We start from the raw sequence: 22369 nt of genomic DNA, 5'->3' as shown, positions 1-22369 counted from the left end.
AGGACTGTCGGTTCAGTTTGCCAGCGCCCCCTGCGCCACCAGCCAGTAGCGCGCCCCCTTGCCAAGCGCCATGAACAGGCAGCACGGCAGCCAGTGCAGACGCAACCAGCCGGCGGCGATGCACAAGGCGTCACCGGCTAGCGGCAACCAGGCAAAGAGCAGGGCCGGGCTGCCCCAGCGCTGCAGGTGGTGCATCCGGGGCAGGCGGTCGAGGCCTTGCCAGCGCGGCAGGAAGCGGCCGCAGGCCCAGGAGGTCATGCCGCCGGCGGTATTGCCCAGCGTCGCCAGCCATATTGCGGTCGACGCCTGTTCCGGGTGAATTTTCAGGAAACCCCAGAGAACGGCCTCGGAACCGCCGGGAAGGACGGTTGCCGCGAGAAAACTGGCGAGCAACAGGCCGGCCAGCCCGTGTTCCGCCGTGACGTTTAGCCACTCCACCCGTAGAATCTCCGTTTTGCCTGAATGAATTGCGCGCGATGCACCCGGATTATCTCGAAAAAGTCCTCAATGCCCAGGTTTACGATGTCGCGGTGGAAACACCACTGGACCTGGCCGGCAACCTGTCGACGCGGGTGCACAACCGGATCTGGCTGAAGCGCGAGGACATGCAGCCGGTGTTCTCGTTCAAGCTGCGCGGCGCCTACAACAAGATCGCCAGCCTCTCGGCCGAGAAGCTCAAGCGGGGCGTGATCTGCGCCTCGGCCGGCAACCATGCCCAGGGCGTGGCACTGTCGGCGGCCAGGGTTGGCTGCCGGGCGGTGATCGTGATGCCGGTGTCGACGCCGGGGATCAAGATCGATGCCGTCAGGCAGCGCGGCGGCGAAGTCGTGCTGCACGGCGAATCCTTCGACGAAGCCTATGCTCACGCGCTGGAACTCGAGAAGTCGGAAAAACTGACCTTCGTCCATCCCTTCGACGATCCCGAGGTGATCGCCGGCCAGGGCACCGTGGCGCTCGAGATCCTGCGCCAGCACGCCCGCCACAACGGACCGATCCATGCTGTCTTCTGCGCCATTGGCGGCGGCGGCCTGGCTGCCGGGGTGGCTGCCTACATCAAGCGCCTGCGCCCGGAAATCAAGGTGATCGGCGTCGAGACCTTCGATGCCGACGCGATGAAGCAGTCGATCGCCAAAGGTCACCGCGTCCGCCTGCCGCAGGTCGGCCTGTTCGCCGACGGCACCGCGGTCAAGTACGTCGGCGAGGAGACCTTCCGCCTCTGCCGCGAACACCTCGACGAGGTCATCCTGGTCGATACCGACGCGATCTGTGCGGCGATCAAGGACGTCTTCGAGGACACCCGTTCGATTCTCGAACCCTCGGGCGCGCTCGCCGTCGCCGGCGCCAAGGAATACGCCCGCCAGCACAAGCTCAAGGACAAGAACCTGGTCGCCGTGACGTCCGGTGCCAACATGAACTTCGACCGCCTGCGCTTCGTCGCCGAGCGCGCCGAGTTCGGCGAGCAACGCGAGGCGGTGTTCGCCGTCACGCTGCCGGAAAAGCCCGGCGCCTACAAGAAATTCCTGGCCCTGATCGGCGAGCGCAACGTCACCGAATTCAACTACCGCTACAACTCCGGCAGCGAAGCGCACGTCTATGTCGGCATCCAGGTCAACGACCGCAAGGAATCGCTGAAGCTGCTCGACAGCCTGCACAAGCATGGCTACCCGGCGCTCGACCTGAGCGACGACGAGATGGCCAAGAACCACGTCCGCCACATGGTCGGCGGCCACGCGCCGCAGGTCTGCCGCGACGACGTCAGGGAACTGGTCTACCGCTTCGAGTTCCCGGAGCGCCCGGGGGCCCTGATGAACTTCCTCGAGAAGATGAGCAGCGGCTGGAACATCAGCCTGTTCCACTACCGCAACCACGGTGCCGACTACGGCCGGGTGCTCGTCGGCATGCAGGTGCCGGCGGCCGACATGGCCGCCTTCCGCGACTTCCTGCAGCAGCTCGGCTACGCCCACATCGACGAAACCGACAACCCGGTGTACAAGCTTTTCCTCGGTTAAGCACGAAAACTGATAAGGAACTGCGATTTCATTCTTTGCGGTAATCAGCACGCTCGCTAGACTGCGGCCAACATCCCCCGGAGAACCTTGATGAACATCGCCAGCAACATCAGCGCACTGGTCGGCAACACGCCACTGGTCGAAATCAACCGCCTGACCGCCGGCAGCGGCGCCCGCGTCGTCGCCAAGCTGGAATTCTTCAACCCCGGCCACAGCGTCAAGGACCGCATCGCGGTCGCCATGCTCGACGCCGCCATCGCCGCCGGCAAGATCGGCCCGGACAGCGTCGTCCTCGAGCCGACCTCGGGCAACACCGGCATCGGCCTGGCGATGGTCTGCGCCGCCCGCGGCATCAAGTGCGCCTTCACCATGCCCGAGACCATGAGCCGCGAGCGCAAGCTTCTGCTCAAGGCCTACGGCGCCGAGCTGATCCTGACGCCGGGGCCGGAAGGCATGGGCGGCGCCATCGCCCGCGCCCAGGCGCTGGCCGAGTCCGACCCGAAGTACTTCATCCCGCAGCAGTTCGAGAACCCGGCCAACCCGGCCATCCACCGCACCACCACCGCCGAGGAAATCTGGCGTGACACCGACGGCCAGGTCGACATCTTCGTTGCCGGCGTCGGCACCGGCGGCACCGTCACCGGCGTCGGCGAGACGCTCAAGGCGAAGAAGCCGGGCGTCCGGGTCGTCGCTGTCGAACCCGATGCCTCGCCGGTCCTCTCCGGCGGCCAGAAGGGGCCGCACCCGATCCAGGGCATCGGCGCCGGTTTCGTTCCGGGCATCCTCAACACCGCGGTCTACGACGAAGTCATCCGCGTCAGGAACGACGACGCCTTCACCACCGCCCGCCGGATGGCAACCGAGGAGGGCCTGCTCGTCGGCATCTCGTCCGGCGCCGCCACCTGGGCCGCGCTCGAACTGGCGCGCCGTCCCGAGAACGCCGGCAAGCTGATTGTCGTCCTCATCCCGTCCTGCGGCGAGCGCTACCTGTCGACGGCGCTCTACGAACACCTGGCGGTGTGAGCGACTTCACCGCCGTCATCGACCGGCGCGGCTCCGACTCGATCAAGTGGGGCCGCTACGCCGGACGCGACATCCTGCCGCTGTGGGTCGCCGACATGGACTTCGCCGCCCCGCCGGCAGTCCTCGCCGCGCTGCAGGAACGCCTGGCCCATCCGGTATTCGGCTACGGCCAGCCCGGGCCGGCGCTGACGGAGTCAGTGCTCGCTCACCTTGAAAGCGAATACGACTGGCGTATCGCGGCCGAGGCGATCGTCTGGCTGCCGGGCCTGGTCAGCGGCCTGAACATCGCCTGTCGCGCCATCGACGGCGATGTCCTGACGGCGGCGCCGATCTACCCGCCGTTCCTGTCGGCACCGCGCCTCGCCGGGCGGACCTTGCACCGGGCCGACCTGGTCGCCGACGATGCCGGCTGGCACTGGGACAAAAATGCCCTGGCCGCGGCGTCGACCGTCAACACCCGGCTGTTCCTGCTCTGTCACCCGCACAATCCGGTCGGCCGCTGCTGGCGGCGCGACGAACTGCTCGACCTGGCCGATTTCGCCGAGCGCCACGACCTCGTCGTCTGCGCCGACGAAATCCACTGCGGCCTGGTCCTCGACGAGACGCGGCGGCACATTCCCTTCGCCAGCCTGTCGCCGCAAGCGGCGCGGCGCAGCATCACGCTGATGGCGCCGTCGAAGACCTTCAACATTCCCGGTCTCGGCTGCGCCTTTGCGGTGATTCCCGACGCCGCGTTGCGCCGCCGCTTCCTGCGCGCGATGGACGGCATCGTGCCGCATCCGAACGTGCTCGGCCTGGCCGCCTGCGAGGCCGCCTACCGCGACTGCGGCGACTGGCACCGCGAACTGCTGGCGGTGCTGCGCGCCAACCGCGACCGCGTCGAGTTGACGGTCGACCGCCTGCCGGGCCTGAAAATGCACCATGTCGAAGCCACCTACCTGGCCTGGATCGACGCCCGCGGACTCGGCCTCACCGATGCGCAGGCGCATTTCGAGCAGCACGGCATCGGTCTCTCCGACGGCCGCGATTTCGGCGCCCCGGGCTGGCTGCGCCTCAATTTCGGCTGCCCGCCGGCCACCCTCGAACAGGCCCTGAGCCGGCTCGCCGCCGGTGCCGCCGCCGCATGAACGCCTACCAGCTCAGCCTGATCGCCCTCGGCCTCGGCTTGCTCGGCCAGTCGGTCGCCTGCGGCGTCGCCCTCGAGTGCTTTTTCCACAAGGCGCAGCCGGCCGCCAGTCGCCGACGCTGGCTGCTGCTCGCAGTGGCCGCGCTGCTGCTCGGCCTGCACCATGGCTACGCCCTCGAGCTGGCGCTCAAGACCGGCCTCTACGACCTGCGCCAGGCGCTGCTGGTCGGCTGTGCCGGCCTGCTTGCCGCGCTCGCGCTCACTGGCATCAGCCGCCGCAGCTGAAAGCGCCGGCCTCGGTAACGATCCAGTCGAGGCGCTGGTCGTGGGCCTCGGGCTGGATGCTGTCGATGCGGTTGATCTCGAAACCGACGCCGACCGTCAGCGGTCGCGGCACCAGCGCCGCCAGCGTGCGGTCGAAGAAACCGCCGCCGTAGCCGAGGCGATAGCCGGCGGCGTCGAAGCCGTTGAGCGGAATCAGGATCAGGTCGGGGACCAGCCAGTCGCCAGCGACCGGCGTCGGGATGCCGTAGCGGTCGGGCGCCAGCAGCGCCGTCGGCGTCCATTCGCGAAAGCGCAGCGGCGCGCCCGGCGCATCGACCACCGGCAGCGCGGCGCGGGCGCCCTGGCCGAGCCAGTCGTCGACGATGGCGCGGACGTCGGGCTCGTGCTTGATCGGCCAGCAGAAGGCGCAAATCTGCGGCATTTTCACGGTCGACCGCAAGATTTCGACGATTTCCGCCGAGCGCCGGGCGTGCGTCGCGGCATCGAGCGCCGCCCGACGATTTACCATTTCGCGCCGCAGGGCCTGGCGCCGTGCCGTGCTATCCTCGAACCGACTTTCCATCCACCGAATCTAGCATGAAGTTCCGCGTTTTTCTCGCCGCCGCCGTCCTTGCCGCCAGCCTTGGCAGCGCCGCCCCCGTTGCCGCCCAGGGCGTCGACGACAGCCGTTTCATCGCCGCCCGCGAGGCCTTCCGCAAGGGCGACCTGGCCCGCCTGGAGGCGGCCGTCGCCGGCATCGGCAACCACCGCCTGGCGAGCTACGCCGAAAACTACCGGCTGCGCAACCTGATGGCGCGCGACGACAGCAGCGGCATCCCGGCCTTCCTGGCCGCCAACGACGGCAGCTACGTCGCCGAGAAGCTGCGCGCCGACTGGCTGCGCTGGCTGGCCAAGCGCGCCGCCTGGGACCTCGTCGCCAGCGAATACCCGAAATTGATCGCTCCCGAGCCGGAACTTGCCTGCATCGGCCAGCAAGCCCGCCTGGCACGCGGCGAGCGTGCCGTCCTCGACGAGATCAAGCCGCTCTGGCTGGACCTGCTCGAACCTCCCGAAGGCTGCCAGCCACTGCTCGACGCGCTGGTCAGCGCCGGCCGCATCGACGCCGACCAGGCCTGGCAACGCGCCCGCCTGCAGATCGAGGCGAACCGGCCGCAACTCGCCCGGCGCACGCTCAACTACCTGCCCGACAGCCAGATCCCCGATCCCGCCGCCTTCGACGCCGCGGTCAAGAACGCGATGGCCTACCTCGCCCGCCAGGGCGCCGGCTGGCACGGCAACCGCCAGGGCCGCGAACTGGCGGCGATCGCCATCCGTTACGTCGCCGCCAACGACCCGCAAATCGCCGCCCGCGAACTCGAGAAGCGCCAGGATCGCCTGCGCGAAAGCGAAAGCCGCTGGGCCTGGAGCCAGATCGCACTGCAGGCGGCACGCAAGCACCTGCCGGAAACCCTCGAATGGTACGGGCGCGCCGGCAACACCCCGCTGAGCGAGGAAAACCACCAGTGGAAGGTGCGCAGCGCCTTGCGGGCGCAGGCCTGGGGCGCGGTACGCAGCGCCATCGAGGCAATGCCGGCGAGCCTCGCCGCCCGTCCGGAATGGGTGTACTGGCTCGGCCGCGCCTTCAAGGCCGGCGGCCGCAGCAGCGACGCCGACGCACTGTTTGCGCGGATCGCCGGCCAGGCCAGCTTCTACGGCAACCTCGCCGACGAGGAACTCGGCCGCAGCGTCGTACCGCCGGCTCGCGCCGCCGCCCTCGGCAACGACGAACTGCGGGCCGCCCGCGACAACCCGGCACTGCAGCGGGCGCTGGCGCTGTTCCGCCTGGACATGCGCACCGAAGCCGTCCGCGAATGGAACTGGGCGCTGCGCGGCATGAACGACCGCGAACTCCTCGCCGCAGCCGAACTGGCGCGCCAGAACCAGCTCTGGGACCGGGCCATCAACACCGCCGAGCGGACCCGCAACGAACACGACTACACGCTGCGCTTCCTCGCGCCCTACAGCGAGCAGATCCGCCCGGTGGCCCGCGAGCAGTCGCTCGACGACGCCTGGGTCTATGGCCTGATGCGCCAGGAAAGCCGCTTCATCAGCAATGCCCGCTCGAATGTCGGCGCCTCCGGCCTGATGCAGCTGATGCCGGCGACCGCCAAGTGGGTCGCCAAGAAGATCGGCCTGCGCGACTTCAGCCACAGCCGGGTCAACGACACCGAGATCAACGTGCTGCTCGGGACGTCGTACATGCGCATCGTCATGGAAAACCTGGACAATCATCCGGTGCTCGCCTCCGCCGCCTATAACGCCGGTCCCGGCCGGGCCAAGCGCTGGCGTGCCGAACAGGCACTGGAAGGCGCGATCTACGCGGAAACCATTCCCTTCTCGGAGACCCGCGATTACGTCAAGAAGGTGATGAGCAACGCGGTTTACTACTCGGCCCTGTTCAACGGCAAGGCGGACTCGCTGAAAGGCCGTCTCGGCGTCGTCGCGCCTGCCTCGGCGACAGCGATGAAGGATGCCGACCTGCCATGAAAAACGTGCCACATTGTCGCAAAACTGCGAGAATGCCTTTTTCGGCAAACGGCGCAGCCATGCGCACGACAGCCGGGAGTCCGACCACTCGAACGTGAAATCCGCGCCCAAAACCGACCGGCCCGACCGCTACGACATTCTCCTGGAATGCCGCAGCTACTATCTCGCCCAGCTCGCGGCCTTGCTCCGCGATTGCCAGCTGGTCTCGGAAGCCGCGATCGCGGCGATCCTCCAGGGTACCGGCAAGCATTTCGACGACATGCAGGTTAGCCGGCGCCTCGGCAGCTTCAGTGAAGAGGCGCGCGGCCTGACTTCGTCGCGCATCTCGCTGGTCGGCGACGACGACCTCGAACTCAACATCCGCCTCGACGGCCTGTGCAACCGCCTCGCCGAGAGCACCAGCGTACCGCTGTGGAAGACCCATCTGCGCTTCATCACGCTGCTCGATCGTCCGGACCTGCCGAAAACCCATAATCCGGTCGGTCCCCAGGGCATCATCCAGGGACTGCAGACGCTGTTCAAGGCTGCCGGCGCGACCACGCTCGACGACAAGCTCGATCTCCTCGACCGCATCGAAATCGTTCTCGGCGAGGGCCTGCCAGCCATCTACACCCAGATCGACGGGCTGCTCGACCGGGCCGGCGCTGCCACCGCGCAAGCCAGCATCGTCAGCGCCCAGGAAGCACCGCGACCGGCAACGGCGAAACCGGCCGCCAGCCTCCCGACGACCACCGGCAACGCCGCCCCAGGCAGTGCCGGCAACGAAAGCCTGCTCGCCCGCCTGGCGGCAACCGCCGGCGGCGGCACCGGCATAGCGACAGGTGCCCAGTTGCTCAGCCAGGTGGCGCTGGACAACCTGATGTTCCGACTCGAGCAGCTCGAGCGGACCCAGCGCAACGATAGCGATTTCCTGACCGCCAGCTCGCCCAACCTCGAAGCGCTGATTCCGGAACTCTTCGCCGACAGTCCCAAACCGGCGGCGGCCGCGGCCCGCCCGGTGCGCGCCCGCGAACTCGGCATTCCCGGCAACACCAGCGAAGGGCAGGCGATCGACGCAGTCGGCGCCTTCTGCGATGCCATCTTCGCCGACCCGGAACTGCCGGAAGCACTGAAACTGCTGATCGCCAGCCTCCAGGTCAGCCTCGTCAAGCTGGCGATCAAGGACCGCTCGCTGTTCACCCGCAACGACCATCCGGCACGCGGCACCATCGACCGCCTCGGCCGTGCCTTCCTTGGCCAGACCGCCACCCAGCATCCGCAGCAGCAGCGTCTGGCGGCCATTGTCCAGCGCCTGCGTGGCGATTTCGACGGCAGCAGCACGGCCTTCGTCGCCGCCAGCGAAGAACTGGATCGCCTGCTCGAGGAACGCCACGCACAAATCACCACCCAGGCGGCCGCCTGGCTGCCCCTGCTGCAACAGGTCGAGCGCCGCGACGAAGCGGCGCGCGATATCCAGCAGCTGCTTGGCCGTGGCGAACTCGATGAACTGCCGGCAGTGTTGCAGACTTTCCTCCGCCAGGACTGGAAACGCCTGCTCGAACAAGCCTGGTTCGCCGATGGCCGCAACGGCCCCGCCTGGCAGACCCGGGTTGAAGCGCTGGGCAGGCTGCTGTGGACCTTCCAGCCAAAGGCCGACGGCGAACAACGGATGGCGCTGGCCCGTCAGTTGCCCGGCGTTCTCAAGACCCTGAAGGAAGACATGGAGCAGCTCGGCCTGGCGGCCGAGACGCAGACCCGGATTCTCGACGCCTGCTTCGAACTGCAGACACGGGCAATGCGGCCGCCCGGCCCGGGCGAGCAGATGCCGTCAGCCGCCGGCAACGCGGTGGCTGACCGGCGCGAGGTGGTCCAGGGGCGGGTCGAATCCGGCACCCTGATCCTGCACACCCTCGATTTCGCGCTACCGCCAGCCGGTGGCCAACGCGACACCCAGCGCGCCGGCGACTGGATCGAACTGAACCTCGACGGCCTCCGCCAGTCGCTCTGCCTCTGCCGGCAGAGCCCGCGGAGCGGCCGCTGGCTGCTGTTCCGCCCCGATCCGGTGCTGGCGGTGGCGATCCCGCCGCAACTGCTGGAACACTGCCTGAAGCACGGCGAGGCCGCTCGCCCGGCACTGGCCGCCTTGTGCGAGAGGGCACTGGCGCGGGCGCTGGCGTCAGCGGCGCGGTGAACGACCACGAGGCCCTGCCGGCAACGGCGCATTTACCGTAAAATCGCAGCTTCACGAAAACATTTTCGCGGGGTTCCGGATGAGCATCAAAAAGGTCTTGCTGCTGGGGGGTAGCGGTTTTGTCGGTACCTACATCGTCAATCGACTGGCCCAGCGCGGCATCGAGGTCACCGTGCCGACGCGCCGCCGCGAGCGGACCAAGGCGCTGATCATGCAGCCCGGCGTGGACATGCCGGAAGCCGACATCCATTGCCCGGAAACGCTGGCCGCCCTGGTCAGCGGTCACGATGCGGTGATCAATCTGGTCGGCATCCTGCACAGCCGCGACGTCCAGTTCCCGTACAGCGCCGATTTCGCGCGCGCCCACGTCGAGTTGCCGAAGAAGATCGTCGCTGCCTGCAAGGCTGCCGGCGTCCGTCGCCTGGTGCACATGAGCGCGCTCAAGGCCGACCCCAAGGGGCCGTCCGAATACCTCGCCTCCAAGGGCGACGGTGAAGCCGCAGTGATGGCCGCTGCCGGCGAACTCGACGTCACCGTGTTCCGTCCGTCGGTGATCTTCGGCCTCGGCGACTCCTTCCTGTCGATGTTCGCCAAGGTGCTCAAGACGGCGCCGATCTTCCCGCTCGGCTTCGGCCATGCCCGCTTCCAGCCGGTGTGGGCAGCCGACGTTGCCGACGCCTTCGTCGATTCGCTGAGCGACGTCGCCACCTTCGGCCAGGCCTACGACCTGGTCGGCCCGCAGGTGTACACGCTGCGCCAGCTGGTCGATTACACCGCCGCGCTGACCGGCAGCCAGGCCCGCGTCATCCCGCTGTCCGAGGGCTGGGCCTACCTGCAGGCCGGCCTGATGTGGCTGGCGCCGAACCCGCTGATGTCGCCCGACAACCTGCGTTCGATGCAGGTCGATAGCGTCTGCGAGGGCAACTGCCGTCTGCCGGCCGGCTGGCAGCCGACCGCCGTCGAAGCGGTGGCGCCGACCTATATCGCGCACCGTACGCCGAAGGGCAAGCTCGACAGCTTCCGCTTCCGCGCCGGACGCTGAAGCGCCGGACCGCGCCGTGCAGGTCTATATCGTCGGCGGCGCCGTCCGGGACGAACTGCTCGGCCGCCCCTGCGACGACCGCGATTACGTGGTCGTCGGCGCCACCCCGGAAGCCATGCTCGCTGCTGGCTTCCGCCCGGTCGGCAAGGATTTCCCGGTGTTCCTGCATCCGCACAGCCAGGAGGAGTACGCGCTCGCTCGCACCGAACGCAAGAGCGGGCGCGGCTACCACGGCTTCACCTTTCACGCCGCCGCCGATGTCACTCTGGAACAGGATCTGGCCCGCCGCGACCTGACCATCAACGCGATGGCGCGTGACGGCGAGGGCAGGGTGATCGACCCCTTTGACGGTCAACGCGACCTGCAGGCCAAAATCCTCCGCCACGTCGGCACGGCCTTTGCCGAAGACCCGGTGCGCATCCTGCGCATCGCCCGCTTCGCGGCACGCTTCGACGACTTCACGATCGCCCCGGAAACCCTAGTCCTGATGCGCACCATGGTCGCCGATGGCGAAGTCGATCATCTGGTTGCCGAACGGGTCTGGCAGGAACTGGCCAAGGGGCTGCTCGAAGCACGGCCGTCGCGGATGCTCGAGGTGCTGCGCGAATGCGGCGCACTGGCGCGGCTGCTGCCCGAGGTGGACGCGCTGTTCGGCGTGCCGCAGCGGGCCGACTACCACCCCGAGATCGATGCCGGCATCCACACGCTGATGGTGATCGACCAGGCCGCCCGCTTCAAGCTGCCGCTGACCGTCCGCTACGCCGCGCTCTGCCACGACCTCGGCAAGGCACTGACGCCGGCCGACATCCTGCCCCGGCACATCGGCCATGAATTGCGCAGCGTCGCGCTGTGCGAGGCGATGAGCGAACGCCTGCGCGTCCCCAACGAATGTCGCGACCTGGCGCTGCTGATGGCGCGTCACCACGGCACCATCCACCGCGCCGGCGAGATGCGCGCCGCGACGCTGGTCGAGCTTCTGGAAAAATGCGATGCGCTGCGCCGCCCGGCCCGCTTCGACGAACTGCTCGAAACCTGCCGCTGCGACTACACCGGCCGTGCCGGCTGGGAAGCGCGCCGCTACGACAGCCCGGAGCTGCTGCGGCGGGTGCTCGCCGCGGTCAACAGCGTCGATGCGGGAAAAATCGCCGCCAGCTGCGTCGACCGTGGCAAGATCCCGGAACGCATCCGCCGGGCCCGCATCGAAGCGGTGCGCCTGGCGCTAGATGAGGCGCCCGACCAGCCAGAGCAATAACGAAAAGACGAGGATGCTGACGAAAGGAAAGTAATAGGTCCGGCCGCGCAGGCGTACCGCCAGATCGCCCGGCAGGCGCCCGAAGCGGATGAAGCGGGCGAGATGCGGCGTGATCAGGCCCAGCAGGAAAATCGCGACGACCAGCGTCAGTATCCACTTCAGCATTCCCGGTATCCCCACCCCAACGCACTGCGAAAGCAGGCATTTAACCACGGCCGCGAGGCCCCGACCCCATGCTCGAAAAACAAGTCATCGACGGACTCGAAGTCTTCTCCTGCCTGTCCGCCAGCGACAGCGGCAAAACCCCGCTACTGTTCGTGCACGGCGCTTTCGCCGGCGGCTGGATGTGGACCGAGACCTTCATGCCGCATTTCGCCGCCGCCGGCCATCCCTGCCATGCGCTGTCGCTGCGCGGCCACGGCGGCAGCAGCGATCACCAGCGCATCGACTGGCTGTCGATCGCCGACTACGTCGACGATGTCCGCAAGGTGATCGATGCCCTGGCCGTCGATCCGGTGCTGCTCGGTCACTCGATGGGCGGTTTCGTCGTCCAGAAATATCTCGAGCGCTATCCTGCCCGTGCCGTCGCGCTGCTCTGCTCGGTGCCGCCGCAGGGCCTGATCGCCGCACAGTTTCACCTGCTCCTGCAGAAACCCCAGCTCTATCTCGAAATCAACAGCATCCTCGCCGGCAACTACACCGATACCGATACGCTGCGCGATGCGCTGTTCGCCGGCGAAGCCGACCCGGCGATGCTCGCCGAATGGCTGGGCAAGATGCAGAACGAGTCGCAGCGGGCGATCTGGGACATGTCGATGTTCAACCTGCCCAACCTGTTCCGGATGAACCGCCCGCCGATGCTGATCGTCGGCGCCGAACAGGATGCCTTGGTGCCGGCCTTCCTCGTCCAGTCGACGGCACAAACCTACGGCGAACCCTGCCACATCCTGCGCGGCATGGGCCACGCCATCACCCACGAACGGGAATGGCCGCGCGCCGCGGCCCTGATCGAGGACTGGCTGGCCAGCCTCAAACCTTGATATCGACGGCGTTGCCGAGATTCGGCGGATTGCTTGCCGGCGCCACTGTCTGCAGCAATTGCAACGTGCTCGCCGCCTCGATGTCGATCGCCTTCCTGAGCACCTGCATCGACACCGCCATCGCCGTCTGCTCCTGAGCCAGGCCGGATACCACACCGCTTACTGCCGAAATGTCCATGTCGCTGCCTCGCTCGAAGTACTGTTGCCAGCGCTCAGTATAGTCCTCTCCGCCTACAGGCGGTGGCCCTGATCGCCGCGCAAGAAGCCGAGCAGCGGCGCATCGACGCCGCGACCGATGGCGATCACCTTGAACAGTTCGCCCATCTCATGGGGCATCAGCAGCTTGCCGACCGCCGACGACGCCCGGTAGTAGTCCGGCGTCTCCGGGGTGATTGCGGCCAGGCGGTCGAGAATTCCGCAGTTCAGCAGGAACTGGCCCTGGCTGGCATAGCCGAGCAAATCCAGTCCGGCGCCATGGGCGGCGGCGATCACCGCGGTGAAGTCGACATGCACGGTGATGTCCTGCAGGCCTGGCAGGTAGAAGGGATCGGGATGCGCATGATGGCGGTAATGGCACATCAGCGTGCCGCTGTTGCGCTGCGGATGATAGAACTCATGGCGCGGAAAACCGTAGTCGATCAGCAGCAGGGCGCCCTGCGCCAGGCGATGGCCCCATTCTGCCGACCAGGCGCTGACCGCCAGCGATATTTCCGAGAGATGGCCCGGTGCCAGCGTGCACTGGTGGCCGATCTCCTCGGCCGCTGCCAGCAGCGCCCCGGTCGCCGGCCGGTCGTTCCACGTGAAACGACCATCCTCGCCAAGCGCGACGCCGCGTTCGCGGATGCCGTCGCCAGTCCAGACGACCAGGTGAGCGGGTAGCGCATCGAGCAGTTCGTTGCCGATGACCACGCCGGAAAACTGCGCTGGCAGGCTATCCAGCCATTCAACCCGGGACAGCAGATGCGGCGCCGCCGCGGCGATGGTCTCGTACTGGCGCTGCCGCAGGTCAGCCGAGAGATCGAGGATGGCGTAACGCTCGGGCAGTGCCGACAGTCGCTCCAGGGCCAGCAGCAGGTCGGCGGCCAGCCGGCCGGAGCCGGCACCGACCTCGATCAGTTGCGGCTGCGTCGCGGCCATCACTTGAGCGACCTGGTTCGCCAGCGCTTCACCGAACAGGACAGTCATCTCGGGCGCCGTGACGAAGTCGCCGGCGGCACCGAACTTGCGCGCGCCAGCCGAGTAGTAGCCGAGCCCCGGCGCGTAGAGCGCCAGTTCCATGTAGCGGGCGAACGACAGCCAGCCGCCGGCCGCCTCGATCTCGCGGACAATCGCGCCATGCAGTTCGGCGCTGTGCGCCAAGGCTGCATCGGAAGGAAGGGGAAGTTGACTCATGGCGACGGCAAAAGCCTGCATTCTAATTCGCCGGCACGTGTAAACTGGCGGCCCGCAACGGTCGACCGCCAGAAATCCGCAAAAATCAGCCGAACATGAATACTCCGCTCTCCGCCAACGTGCAAAAACTCCGCAAATTCCTCGAAGGCCGTACCGGCAAGGCGATCATGGACTACAACATGATCGAGGACGGCGATACCATCCTGGTCTGCTGCTCGGGTGGCAAGGATTCCTACACGCTGCTGGCGATGCTGATGGCGCTGCAGCAACGGGCGCCGGTCAAGTTCCGCCTGATCGCGATGAACCTCGACCAGAAGCAGCCGGGTTTTCCGGAAGACGTCCTGCCGCGCTATTTCGAATCGCTCGGCATCGAATACCGCATCGTCGAGGCCGACACCTACTCGATCGTCAAGGACAAGATTCCCGAGGGCAAAACCACCTGTTCGCTATGCTCGCGCCTGCGCCGCGGCATCATCTACCGCACCGCCAAGGAACTCGGCGCCAACAAGATCGCCCTCGGCCACCACCGCGACGACATGGTGCACACGCTGTTCCTGAACATGCTGTTCGGCGGCAAGATGAAGGCCATGCCGCCGAAGCTGGTCACCGATGACAAGGCGCACATCGTCATCCGGCCGCTCGCCTACTGCTCCGAAGCCGATATCGCGAAGTTTGCCCGCGCCATGGAATTTCCGATCATTCCCTGCAACCTCTGCGGTTCCCAGGAAAACCTGCAGCGCCAGAAGGTCAAGGAAATGATGCACGAGTGGGACAGGCGCTACCCAGGACGTACCGAATCGGTATTCACCGCCATCCAGAACATCGTCCCGTCGCACCTCGGCGACAACGACCTGTTCGACTTCCGTGGCCTGACGCTGGATACGCCGGTCGAGGAGGGCGACATCGCCTTCGACGCCGAGGAACTGCCGATCAGCGGCACGATCCCGATCACCCACACCGCATAATGCACGGGCCGGGTGCTTCGTCATATAATCGGCCGTCCAAGGAGCCGATCCCCGTCATGAATGCGTCGCACCCGATCCCCGTCGTCATGGTCGCCGACATCACCGGCAGCGCCTCGTTGCACCAGCGCCTGACCGAGCAGGAAGCCGAGCGGGCGATCGACCGCTGCATCAAGCGGATGACACGATCGATTGAAGCTTACCGCGGCATCACCCGGCAGGTCGTCGGCGACGAAATTCTGGCGCTGTTCCCCAGCGCCGAGGACGCCTGTCAGTCGGCCATCGACATGCACCAGCGCATTGCCGACCTGCCGCCGGTCTCCGGGCACAAGCTGAACATCCGCATCGCCCTGCACGACAACGGCAATGCCGCAAGCGAATTGCCGACCACCGAGAAGCTCGGCAACCTGATGCGTATCGCCGGTCTGGCGCGCGGCGACCAGATCCTGTGCAGCGCGCCAGTCATCCGCGCACTGCCCGGCAGCGCGTTGCTTCAGGTCGTGCCCTGCAAGGAACTCGGCGAACTCAGCGAAGGCGACGGCGGATTCTCGCTGTTTCAGCTGCACTGGCCGGTACCCAGCGCCGGCGCCCCGCAACAGCACTCAATGTTCGGTCCGCACAGCGGCGCCAAGCAGCTCGCCGAGCGCCTCTGCCTGCGCTATCGGGGCAAGGCCTTCCTGATCGACGACAAAACGCCGATGCTCAGCCTCGGCCGCGACCCGTCGTGCAAGCTGCTCGTCGAGAACCGGCGGGTTTCGCGACAGCACGCACGGATCGAGCGCCGCAGCGACGGCTATTATCTGGTCGATACGAGCACCAACGGCAGCTTCCTGACGATGCGCGGGCGCCAGGAGATTCTCGTCCGCAAGCACGAAGCCTTGCTCGACGGCAGCGGCATCATCTGCTTCGGCAGCTCGGCCAACGATACGGCGTCGGAACGCGTCGAGTTCGAACACCTCTGATCACGGGACCCGGCATCTGCCGGACTACAGGTCACCGTCGTTCATCATCCGGCTTTGCCGGTCGACAAAATCCTGCATGCTGTCGATCCCGCGATACTGAAGGATCGTGTTGCGTACCGCCGCTTCGAGCAGGACGGCCAGATTGCGCCCGGCGGCAACCGGAATCACCACCTTGCGGATCGGCACCCCGAGGACTTCCTGGCTTTGCGCGTCGAGAGGCAAGCGCGGCGCATCCTCGGAGGCGAGCGTGCGCTGCAGGTGCACGATCAGCTTCAGCTTCATTTTCCGGCGCGAGGCGGTTTCGCCGAAAATCGTCCGGATATTGAGCAGCCCCAGCCCGCGCACTTCGAGAAAATCGCGCAGCATCCCCGGGCAACGACCCTCGATCGTCGTCGGGGCGATCCGTGCCATTTCGACGACATCGTCGGCAACCAGGCCATGCCCACGCGAAATCAGCTCGAGCGCCAGTTCCGACTTGCCGACGCCGGAATCGCCGGTGATCAGCACGCCCATGCCGAGGACGTCCATGAACACCCCATGCAGGCTGACGGTATCGGCAAGTCGCGCCGACAGGTAGATGCGCAGGTGATCGATGACCGCCGAGCAATGCTTGGGCGACAGGATCAAGGGAACATCGGCACTGCGACAGGCTTCGACGATGAATTCGGGCGGCTTCAGGCCGTCGGCGACGATCATTGCCGGCGTCTTGGCCGACAGCAGGTCGATGAACAATTGGCCGAAGCGCCGCTCGCCGATGCGCATGGCCCAGTCATACTCGGCCTGGCCCATGACCTGCAGGCGTTCGGGGTGGATGATGTTGATGTGGCCGACAACGTCGGCACCGTAATTCGAAGCCGCCTTGAGTTCGATCCGCCGCTCGCTCATCTGGCCAACCAGCCAGTTGAACAGCAGCTTTTCCCGGTTGTCCTGGTAAAGCTGCTCCAGACTGATGTGACGCACGACCGCGATCAGGACTTCTGGAACAGGCCGAGCACGGTCTCGGCGTCGGCAGCGCCCTGCAGCGCTTCACGGAAGGCCCGGTCGGAGAAACGCTGGGCAAGTTCGGACAGGATCTGGAGATGCTCCTCGGTCGCCTGTTCGGGCACCAGCAGGACGAACAGCAGGGTCACCGGACGGCCGTCCGGCGAATCGAAGGGAATCGGTGTCGCCAGGCGGATAAGTGCGCCGGCAGCCTGCTTGAGGCCCTTGATGCGGCCGTGGGGGATGGCCACACCCTGACCCAGGCCGGTCGATCCGAGTTTCTCGCGCGCGAACAGGCTGTCGAAAATCAGCGACCGGGACATCCCGAGACGGCCCTCGAAAAGCATGCCGGCCTGTTCGAAAACGCGCTTCTTGCTGCTCGCATCCAGATCGAGCAGGACCTGGTCGGCAGTCAGAATATTGTCTAGAGGGTTCATGGAAATTGGGCAGCTAAAAAACCGCACCCGCTCGGGGTGCGGTTGATTCGGGCTTATTCGTCGATGTGCAGCGACGCCTTTTCGCCCCGATGGTGGTCCTGCAGCTTCTGCTTGTACTTCTGGACCTGGCGGTCGAGCTTGTCGAACATCGCATCGATGGCCGCGTAGAGATCGTCACCGGCTTCCTCGACATGCATGTCCTTGCCCGGCACGTGCACCGTCACTTCGGCCTTCTGCTTCAGCTTCTCGACGGAGAGCACGACGCTGACCCCGGTGACCTTGTCAAAATGGCGGACAACCGGATCGAGCTTGTTCTCGACGTATTCGCGGAGGGCCGGGGTAACTTCGATGTGGTGACCACTGATCTGCAGATTCATTTTTTCTCCTCTCTCTACAGGGTCTTGCGTAAATTGACCGGCGGGATGTTGAGCGATTCACGATACTTGGCGACCGTGCGTCGGGCCACGACAATTCCCTGCTGGCCTAGTATTTCGGATAATTGACTATCCGACAAGGGCTTCTTGCCATCCTCCGCCGAAATCAACTGCTTGATCAGCGCCCGGATGGCGGTGGCAGAACAGGCACCACCGGTATCGGTGGAAACGTGGCTGCCGAAGAAGTATTTGAGCTCGAAGATGCCGCGTGGCGTGGCCATGTATTTCTGGCTGGTCACCCGCGAAATCGTCGATTCGTGCAGGCCGAGCAGGTCGGCGATCTCGCGCAGGACGAGTGGCCGCATCGCGACTTCGCCATGTTCGAAGAACTGACGCTGGCGGTCGACGATTGCCTGGGTCACGCGATGGATGGTCTCGAAACGCTGCTGCACGTTCTTGATCAGCCAGCGGGCCTCCTGCAGCTGGCCGCTGAGGTTGCCGTTGCCGCGACGCTGCTTGGCGAGGATTTCCGCGTACAGCCGATTGATGCGCAGGCGCGGGTAGGCGTCGGGATTGATGTAGGCGGTCCACTTGCCCTTGAGCTTCTTCACGATCACATCGGGGGTGATGTAACGCGCTTCGACCTGGGCATAACCGGCAGCCGGGCGGGGATCGAGGCTGGTGATCAGCGCGTGGGCACCTTTCAGGATTTCGTCGTCGCAGCCGGTCAGCCGGCGGATCTTGGCGAAATCGCGGGCGGCAAGCAGTTCGAGGTGCTTGTCGACGATGCTCAGCGCCAGCGTGCGCTCGGCGCAATCCTCGGCAACCTTCAATTGCAGCAGCAGGCATTCGCGCAGATCGCGGGCACCGATGCCGGTCGGATCGAAATTCTGGATATGGCGCAGCGCGATCTCGAGTTCGTCGATTTCGATCTCGTATTCCGGCGGCAGGGTTTCCCAGAGTTCCTCGAGCGGAGCCGACAGGTAGCCGTCGTCGTCGAGTGCCTCGATCAGGAAACGGACCAGGCTGCGATCGCGTTCCGACATCTGGGTCATGCCCAGCTGCCAGGTCAGGTGCTCGCGCAGGCTGACGGTCGCGGCGTGGCTGTCCTGGGCGTCGCTGTCGTCGTCATCGTCGCGACCGGCACCGGTGAAGGTACCGGCATCGCTTGACCAGCGATCGTCGTCGACATCGCTGGGAGTCATCGGCGGCTCGCCCTGGGCATCCTCGTGCGCTTCGCTGGCGGTGCTTTCGCTGGACTGGATCTTGTTGTCCGGGGCGTCGAACTGCTGGGCGCCGGCGAAGGATTCGCCCGGTCCGTCGTCGTCGCGCTCGAGCATCGGATTTTCCAGCAGGTAGCGTTCGATCTCCTGCTGCATCTCGACCGTCGACAATTGCAGCAGCTTGATCGACTGCTGCAATTGCGGCGTCAGTGCCAGGTGTTGCGAGAGCTTGAGCTGAAGTGCCGGTTTCATTGGGGAAGGGTGCAGGTGGTGATTCGTCGCTCAGAGCCGGAAATTCTCACCGAGATAAACCTTGCGGACGCTTTCATTGTCGACGATTTCTTCCGGCCGTCCAGAGGTAAGTACGTGGCCGGCATTGATGATCACCGCGTGGTCGCAGATGCCGAGCGTCTCGCGGACGTTGTGATCGGTGATCAGGACGCCAATGCCGCGTTCCTTGAGGAAGCGGATGATCTTCTGGATTTCCAGTACGGCGATCGGGTCCACCCCAGCGAAGGGCTCGTCGAGCAGGATGAAACGCGGGTTGGTGGCAAGCGCCCGGGCGATTTCGACACGCCGGCGCTCACCGCCAGACAAGGCGGCGGCATTGACGTGGCGGACGTGGCCGATGTGCAGTTCGGCGAGCAGGTTCTCGAGCCGTTCGGCGAGTTCGGCCGGTGGCAGGCCCTGCAGTTCAAGCACGGCAAGGATGTTTTCCTCGACGTTGAGCTTGCGGAAGACCGACGCCTCCTGCGGCAGATAGGAGAGCCCCTGACGCGCGCGCAGGTGCATCGGCTGGTGGGTCAGACGTTCGTCGTCGATATAGACTTCGCCGCCATCGGCGGCAACCAGGCCGACGATCATGTAGAAACAGGTGGTCTTGCCGGCCCCGTTCGGCCCAAGCAAGCCGACGACCTCGCCGGAGCGCACCGCGAAGGAAACGTCCTCGACAACGGTACGCGCCTTGTAGCGCTTCTTCAGGTTGTGAGCGGAAAGGGTGGCTGTCGGCTGGCTCATTCTTCATCGACTCCGCGCAGTGCCTGCCGGATCGCTTCTGACGAAAAGCCGCGATATTGCAGGAAACGCATCTGTTTCGCACGTTCTTCCGCCGACGCTGGCGGTCGACCGAACTTTTTCGCCCAAATTGAACGACAGCGTTCGCCCTCGTCGCCGGCCTCGGGCAGGGCCGCCTCGATATCCCCGTCGCTGACGCCGTGCTGGCGCAGTTCCTGGCGCAGGCGACCGTTGCCGTAGCGGGCCGCGCGGGCAACCACGCGCTGGCTGGCATAGCGATGATCGGACAGCAGGCGCTCGGCCTGCAACGCATCGAGCACCGCCTCGAGTTCTTCCGCGCTCTCGGCGTGAGCGGCGAGTCGGGCACGCAGGTCGGCCCGGCTGTAATCGCGCCGGGTCAGACACTGCAGTGCGCGAACCCGCAGATCAGGCATCGGCAGCGGCCGCCTTGGTCGGCTTGATGACGGTGGTGCTGGCCGCTTCGCGGATCTTCGCTTCGACTTCCTGGGCGATTTCCGGGTGCGACTTGAGGAACTCGCGGGCGTTGTCCTTGCCCTGACCGATCTTCTCGCCCTTGTACGAATACCAAGCGCCGGACTTGTCGATCAGCTTGTGGGCGACGCCCATTTCGACGATCTCGCCTTCGCGGGAAATGCCCTCGCCGTAGAGGATGTCGAAGATGGCCTCGCGGAAAGGCGGCGAGACCTTGTTCTTGACCACCTTGACGCGGGTTTCGTTGCCGATCACCTCGTCGCCCTTCTTGATCCCGCCGATGCGGCGGATGTCCATGCGCACCGAGGCGTAGAACTTGAGGGCGTTGCCACCGGTGGTGGTTTCCGGCGAGCCGAACATGACCCCGATCTTCATCCGGATCTGGTTGATGAAGATGACCAGGGTGTTGGTCTTCTTGATGTTCGCGGTCAGCTTGCGCAGTGCCTGCGACATCAGGCGGGCGTGCAGGCCGACCATCTGGTCGCCCATCTCGCCCTCGATTTCGGCACGCGGGGTGAGGGCGGCAACCGAGTCGACGACGATGATGTCGACCGAACCGGAGCGGACCAGCATGTCGGCGATCTCGAGCGCCTGTTCGCCGGTATCGGGCTGGGAAATCAGCAGTTCGCCGACGTCGACCCCGAGCTTCTGGGCATATTGCGGATCAAGGGCATGCTCGGCATCGATGAAGGCGGCGGTACCACCCATCTTCTGCATCTCGGCGACGACCTGCAGACACAGCGTGGTCTTGCCCGAAGACTCCGGCCCGTAGATTTCGACGACACGGCCGCGCGGCAGGCCGCCGACGCCGAGTGCCAGGTCGAGACCGAGCGAGCCGGTCGACACGACCTGGATGCCTTCGTCGATCTCGGCTTCGCCCATCTTCATGATGGAGCCCTTGCCGAACTGCTTTTCGATCTGTTGCAGCGCTGCGGCGAGCGCCTTTGCCTTGTTGTCGTCCATGTTCTTACCTCGAAACGTTGAGCGGATTATGGCACAGGGGCCAGGGATGGAACAGAAATTGCTGGCTGGATACCAGACTCGCCACCGGGGAAAAATGCCAATGGCAATTACGGATTTTATGGAAGCCTGCGCCGGGTGCGGTGTATTCTTTGCGCCCCGGTTTTTTCCAGCCACCGGATACTGTACAACCATACAGTAACTCGACTGATGCGAAAGTGCAAACGCCACCTCCTGCCGTTCCTCCTGCTCGCCGCGCTGAGCGCTGCGGCCGGCGCGCGGCCGGCTTACTGGCACCGGTGGACGAGCAAGGTCGACGGCGCCCGCATCTGCATGCAGACACCGCCCGGTGACGGCTGGCGCCACAGTGCCGGCCCTTACCTCGATGCCCGTTGCACGCGGCCGGCACAGCACTGAATGAGCGTCTATCAGCCGCCCGCCGAAGGCCTGTCGATCGTCCATGTCGATGCCGGCCTGATCGTCGTGGACAAGCCCTCCGGGCTGCTCTCGGTACCCGGCCGCGGCGAGGACAAGCAGGACTGCGTGATCACCCGGCTGCAACGCGACTGGCCGGAAGCGATGATCGCCCACCGGCTCGACATGTCGACCTCGGGACTGCTCGTCGTCGCCCGTGGCGAAGCGATGCAGAAGGCGATGTACAAGCTGTTCCGCGAGCGCGCCGTGCACAAGCACTACCTGGCCACGGTCGACGGCCTGGTCGGGCCGGATTCCGGCGAGATCGACCTGCCGCTCATCTGCGACTGGCCGAACCGGCCGCGCCAGATGGTCAGCCAGGAACTGGGCAAGCCCTCGCTGACGCGCTTCCGGGTGCTTGCGCGTGACCCGGCGGCCGGGCTGAGCCGGGTCGAACTGGAGCCGGTCACCGGCCGCTCGCACCAGTTGCGGGTGCATCTGGCGGCGCTCGGCCACCCGATCCTCGGCGACGAACTCTACGCCGGTCCGGCCGCCGCACGGGCCGAGCGGCTGCTGCTGCATGCGGCAGAAATTGCCTTCGTCCATCCGGTCGACGGCAAGCCAGTGACTTTTCACCGTCCGGCGCCGTTTTTTCCCCTCGAAAATCCTGCAATAACCTTATAAT

Annotated in this window: 25 protein-coding genes; 13 read left to right on the top strand and 12 right to left on the bottom strand. The window is 66.0% G+C overall.

Features of this window, described 5'->3' with window-relative positions; translation table 11 throughout:
• Positions 1–12: 12 nt before the first annotated feature.
• Positions 13–438, bottom strand: coding sequence for a YqaA family protein (locus DFR40_RS11905; protein ID WP_121458723.1), 426 nt, complete (start codon positions 436–438; stop codon positions 13–15).
• Positions 439–476: 38 nt separating this feature from the next.
• On the opposite strand from DFR40_RS11905, the gene ilvA reads away from it, so the two are divergent.
• From ilvA to DFR40_RS11885, 4 genes are all read left to right on the top strand, one after another.
• The gene (gene ilvA / locus DFR40_RS11900; protein ID WP_211329784.1) at positions 477–2009 is read left to right on the top strand and encodes a threonine ammonia-lyase, biosynthetic; all 1533 of its coding nucleotides are present in this window, start codon (positions 477–479) and stop codon (positions 2007–2009) included.
• A gap of 90 nt (positions 2010–2099) precedes the next feature.
• Complete coding sequence (gene cysK / locus DFR40_RS11895; protein WP_121458721.1) at positions 2100–3032, top strand: cysteine synthase A; 933 nt, start codon at positions 2100–2102, stop codon at positions 3030–3032.
• Complete coding sequence (locus DFR40_RS11890) at positions 3029–4159, top strand: MalY/PatB family protein (RefSeq protein ID WP_121458720.1); 1131 nt, start codon at positions 3029–3031, stop codon at positions 4157–4159. Before cysK ends, DFR40_RS11890 begins: the two co-directional genes overlap by 4 nt.
• Complete coding sequence (locus DFR40_RS11885; protein WP_121458719.1) at positions 4156–4443, top strand: hypothetical protein; 288 nt, start codon at positions 4156–4158, stop codon at positions 4441–4443. The genes DFR40_RS11890 and DFR40_RS11885 overlap by 4 nt, the downstream gene beginning before the upstream one ends.
• On the opposite strand, the gene DFR40_RS11880 is transcribed toward DFR40_RS11885, so the two are convergent.
• Complete coding sequence (locus DFR40_RS11880; protein ID WP_121458718.1) at positions 4427–5005, bottom strand: 5-formyltetrahydrofolate cyclo-ligase; 579 nt, start codon at positions 5003–5005, stop codon at positions 4427–4429. The genes DFR40_RS11885 and DFR40_RS11880 overlap by 17 nt on opposite strands.
• A gap of 14 nt (positions 5006–5019) precedes the next feature.
• On the opposite strand from DFR40_RS11880, the gene DFR40_RS11875 reads away from it, so the two are divergent.
• The 4 genes from DFR40_RS11875 (at position 5020) to DFR40_RS11860 (ending at position 11433) form a co-directional block, all read left to right on the top strand.
• On the top strand, positions 5020–6969 hold the full coding sequence (locus tag DFR40_RS11875) for a lytic transglycosylase domain-containing protein (RefSeq protein ID WP_121458717.1): 1950 nt from the start codon (positions 5020–5022) through the stop codon (positions 6967–6969).
• Positions 6970–7063: 94 nt separating this feature from the next.
• Positions 7064–9139: a DUF1631 family protein gene (locus DFR40_RS11870; RefSeq protein WP_170160215.1), complete on the top strand. Its 2076-nt coding sequence runs from the start codon at positions 7064–7066 to the stop codon at positions 9137–9139.
• A 79-nt stretch (positions 9140–9218) separates the two neighbouring features.
• Positions 9219–10181, top strand: coding sequence for a complex I NDUFA9 subunit family protein (locus DFR40_RS11865; RefSeq protein ID WP_121458715.1), 963 nt, complete (start codon positions 9219–9221; stop codon positions 10179–10181).
• 16 nt (positions 10182–10197) lie between these two features.
• On the top strand, positions 10198–11433 hold the full coding sequence (locus DFR40_RS11860) for a multifunctional CCA addition/repair protein (RefSeq protein ID WP_121458714.1): 1236 nt from the start codon (positions 10198–10200) through the stop codon (positions 11431–11433).
• On the opposite strand, the gene DFR40_RS11855 is transcribed toward DFR40_RS11860, so the two are convergent.
• Entirely contained in the window at positions 11401–11598 is a 198-nt protein-coding gene (locus DFR40_RS11855) for a DUF2905 domain-containing protein (RefSeq protein WP_121458713.1), read from the bottom strand. The genes DFR40_RS11860 and DFR40_RS11855 overlap by 33 nt on opposite strands.
• 68 nt (positions 11599–11666) lie before the next feature.
• Between DFR40_RS11855 and DFR40_RS11850 the strand changes: the two genes are divergently transcribed.
• Positions 11667–12473 (top strand): alpha/beta hydrolase, encoded by an 807-nt coding sequence (locus DFR40_RS11850; RefSeq protein ID WP_121458712.1) that lies wholly within the window; start codon positions 11667–11669, stop codon positions 12471–12473.
• Here the strand turns inward: DFR40_RS11850 and DFR40_RS11845 are convergent.
• Both DFR40_RS11845 and DFR40_RS11840 read right to left on the bottom strand, forming a co-directional pair.
• Entirely contained in the window at positions 12463–12651 is a 189-nt protein-coding gene (locus DFR40_RS11845; protein WP_121458711.1) for a YjfB family protein, read from the bottom strand. The genes DFR40_RS11850 and DFR40_RS11845 overlap by 11 nt on opposite strands.
• Positions 12652–12704: 53 nt before the next feature.
• Positions 12705–13865 carry a class I SAM-dependent methyltransferase gene (locus tag DFR40_RS11840; RefSeq protein ID WP_121458853.1) on the bottom strand — a complete coding sequence of 387 codons (1161 nt, stop codon included), beginning with the start codon at positions 13863–13865 and terminating at the stop codon, positions 12705–12707.
• A 95-nt stretch (positions 13866–13960) separates the two neighbouring features.
• Between DFR40_RS11840 and ttcA the strand changes: the two genes are divergently transcribed.
• Both ttcA and DFR40_RS11830 read left to right on the top strand, forming a co-directional pair.
• Positions 13961–14830: a tRNA 2-thiocytidine(32) synthetase TtcA gene (ttcA, locus tag DFR40_RS11835; RefSeq protein ID WP_121458710.1), complete on the top strand. Its 870-nt coding sequence runs from the start codon at positions 13961–13963 to the stop codon at positions 14828–14830.
• 56 nt (positions 14831–14886) lie between these two features.
• Positions 14887–15789 (top strand): adenylate/guanylate cyclase domain-containing protein, encoded by a 903-nt coding sequence (locus tag DFR40_RS11830; protein WP_170160214.1) that lies wholly within the window; start codon positions 14887–14889, stop codon positions 15787–15789.
• A 24-nt stretch (positions 15790–15813) separates the two neighbouring features.
• Here the strand turns inward: DFR40_RS11830 and hprK are convergent, their stop codons facing one another.
• The 7 genes from hprK to recA are packed head-to-tail and all read right to left on the bottom strand — an operon-like array spanning position 15814 to position 21273.
• Complete coding sequence (hprK, locus tag DFR40_RS11825; RefSeq protein ID WP_121458708.1) at positions 15814–16749, bottom strand: HPr(Ser) kinase/phosphatase; 936 nt, start codon at positions 16747–16749, stop codon at positions 15814–15816.
• 8 nt (positions 16750–16757) lie between these two features.
• A complete protein-coding gene (ptsN, locus tag DFR40_RS11820) occupies positions 16758–17207 on the bottom strand; it encodes a PTS IIA-like nitrogen regulatory protein PtsN (protein ID WP_121458707.1) in 450 nt (149 codons plus the stop codon).
• A 53-nt stretch (positions 17208–17260) separates the two neighbouring features.
• Positions 17261–17584: a ribosome hibernation-promoting factor, HPF/YfiA family gene (gene hpf / locus DFR40_RS11815; RefSeq protein ID WP_121458706.1), complete on the bottom strand. Its 324-nt coding sequence runs from the start codon at positions 17582–17584 to the stop codon at positions 17261–17263.
• Positions 17585–17598: 14 nt separating this feature from the next.
• Positions 17599–19056 (bottom strand): RNA polymerase factor sigma-54, encoded by a 1458-nt coding sequence (locus DFR40_RS11810; RefSeq protein WP_121458705.1) that lies wholly within the window; start codon positions 19054–19056, stop codon positions 17599–17601.
• Between the two features lie 30 nt (positions 19057–19086).
• Positions 19087–19821 carry an LPS export ABC transporter ATP-binding protein gene (gene lptB / locus DFR40_RS11805; protein WP_121458704.1) on the bottom strand — a complete coding sequence of 245 codons (735 nt, stop codon included), beginning with the start codon at positions 19819–19821 and terminating at the stop codon, positions 19087–19089.
• On the bottom strand, positions 19818–20252 hold the full coding sequence (gene recX / locus DFR40_RS11800; RefSeq protein WP_121458703.1) for a recombination regulator RecX: 435 nt from the start codon (positions 20250–20252) through the stop codon (positions 19818–19820). The genes lptB and recX overlap by 4 nt, the downstream gene beginning before the upstream one ends.
• Positions 20245–21273 (bottom strand): recombinase RecA, encoded by a 1029-nt coding sequence (gene recA, locus DFR40_RS11795; RefSeq protein ID WP_121458702.1) that lies wholly within the window; start codon positions 21271–21273, stop codon positions 20245–20247. The genes recX and recA overlap by 8 nt, the downstream gene beginning before the upstream one ends.
• 207 nt (positions 21274–21480) lie before the next feature.
• Between recA and DFR40_RS11790 the strand changes: the two genes are divergently transcribed.
• On the top strand, positions 21481–21687 hold the full coding sequence (locus DFR40_RS11790; RefSeq protein ID WP_121458701.1) for a hypothetical protein: 207 nt from the start codon (positions 21481–21483) through the stop codon (positions 21685–21687).
• Positions 21688–22368: a pseudouridine synthase gene (locus DFR40_RS11785; protein WP_121458700.1), complete on the top strand. Its 681-nt coding sequence runs from the start codon at positions 21688–21690 to the stop codon at positions 22366–22368.
• The last annotated feature ends 1 nt before the right edge of the window (position 22369 follow it).

This window comes from Azonexus fungiphilus, from assembly GCF_003634965.1.
GTDB lineage: Bacteria > Pseudomonadota > Gammaproteobacteria > Burkholderiales > Rhodocyclaceae > Azonexus > Azonexus fungiphilus.
The sequence above is the reverse complement of the archived record's forward strand: the minus strand, read 5'-3'. Positions and strand labels throughout refer to the sequence as shown.

Excerpts from the sequence above, each read along its gene's own strand:
- DFR40_RS11840 (WP_121458853.1), bottom strand. The coding sequence starts at position 13,865 with ATGAGTCAACTTCCCCTTCCTTCCGATGCAGCCTTGGCGCACAGCGCC.
- DFR40_RS11810 (WP_121458705.1), bottom strand. The coding sequence starts at position 19,056 with ATGAAACCGGCACTTCAGCTCAAGCTCTCGCAACACCTGGCACTGACG.
- DFR40_RS11785 (WP_121458700.1), top strand. The coding sequence starts at position 21,688 with ATGAGCGTCTATCAGCCGCCCGCCGAAGGCCTGTCGATCGTCCATGTC.
- DFR40_RS11865 (WP_121458715.1), top strand. The coding sequence starts at position 9,219 with ATGAGCATCAAAAAGGTCTTGCTGCTGGGGGGTAGCGGTTTTGTCGGT.
- DFR40_RS11850 (WP_121458712.1), top strand. The coding sequence starts at position 11,667 with ATGCTCGAAAAACAAGTCATCGACGGACTCGAAGTCTTCTCCTGCCTG.
- DFR40_RS11790 (WP_121458701.1), top strand. The coding sequence starts at position 21,481 with ATGCGAAAGTGCAAACGCCACCTCCTGCCGTTCCTCCTGCTCGCCGCG.
- ilvA (WP_211329784.1), top strand. The coding sequence starts at position 477 with ATGCACCCGGATTATCTCGAAAAAGTCCTCAATGCCCAGGTTTACGAT.
- ttcA (WP_121458710.1), top strand. The coding sequence starts at position 13,961 with ATGAATACTCCGCTCTCCGCCAACGTGCAAAAACTCCGCAAATTCCTC.
- DFR40_RS11875 (WP_121458717.1), top strand. The coding sequence starts at position 5,020 with ATGAAGTTCCGCGTTTTTCTCGCCGCCGCCGTCCTTGCCGCCAGCCTT.
- DFR40_RS11845 (WP_121458711.1), bottom strand. The coding sequence starts at position 12,651 with ATGGACATTTCGGCAGTAAGCGGTGTGGTATCCGGCCTGGCTCAGGAG.
- DFR40_RS11830 (WP_170160214.1), top strand. The coding sequence starts at position 14,887 with ATGAATGCGTCGCACCCGATCCCCGTCGTCATGGTCGCCGACATCACC.
- lptB (WP_121458704.1), bottom strand. The coding sequence starts at position 19,821 with ATGAGCCAGCCGACAGCCACCCTTTCCGCTCACAACCTGAAGAAGCGC.
- DFR40_RS11880 (WP_121458718.1), bottom strand. The coding sequence starts at position 5,005 with ATGGAAAGTCGGTTCGAGGATAGCACGGCACGGCGCCAGGCCCTGCGG.
- DFR40_RS11855 (WP_121458713.1), bottom strand. The coding sequence starts at position 11,598 with ATGCTGAAGTGGATACTGACGCTGGTCGTCGCGATTTTCCTGCTGGGC.
- ptsN (WP_121458707.1), bottom strand. The coding sequence starts at position 17,207 with ATGAACCCTCTAGACAATATTCTGACTGCCGACCAGGTCCTGCTCGAT.
- cysK (WP_121458721.1), top strand. The coding sequence starts at position 2,100 with ATGAACATCGCCAGCAACATCAGCGCACTGGTCGGCAACACGCCACTG.
- recA (WP_121458702.1), bottom strand. The coding sequence starts at position 21,273 with ATGGACGACAACAAGGCAAAGGCGCTCGCCGCAGCGCTGCAACAGATC.
- recX (WP_121458703.1), bottom strand. The coding sequence starts at position 20,252 with ATGCCTGATCTGCGGGTTCGCGCACTGCAGTGTCTGACCCGGCGCGAT.
- DFR40_RS11885 (WP_121458719.1), top strand. The coding sequence starts at position 4,156 with ATGAACGCCTACCAGCTCAGCCTGATCGCCCTCGGCCTCGGCTTGCTC.
- hpf (WP_121458706.1), bottom strand. The coding sequence starts at position 17,584 with ATGAATCTGCAGATCAGTGGTCACCACATCGAAGTTACCCCGGCCCTC.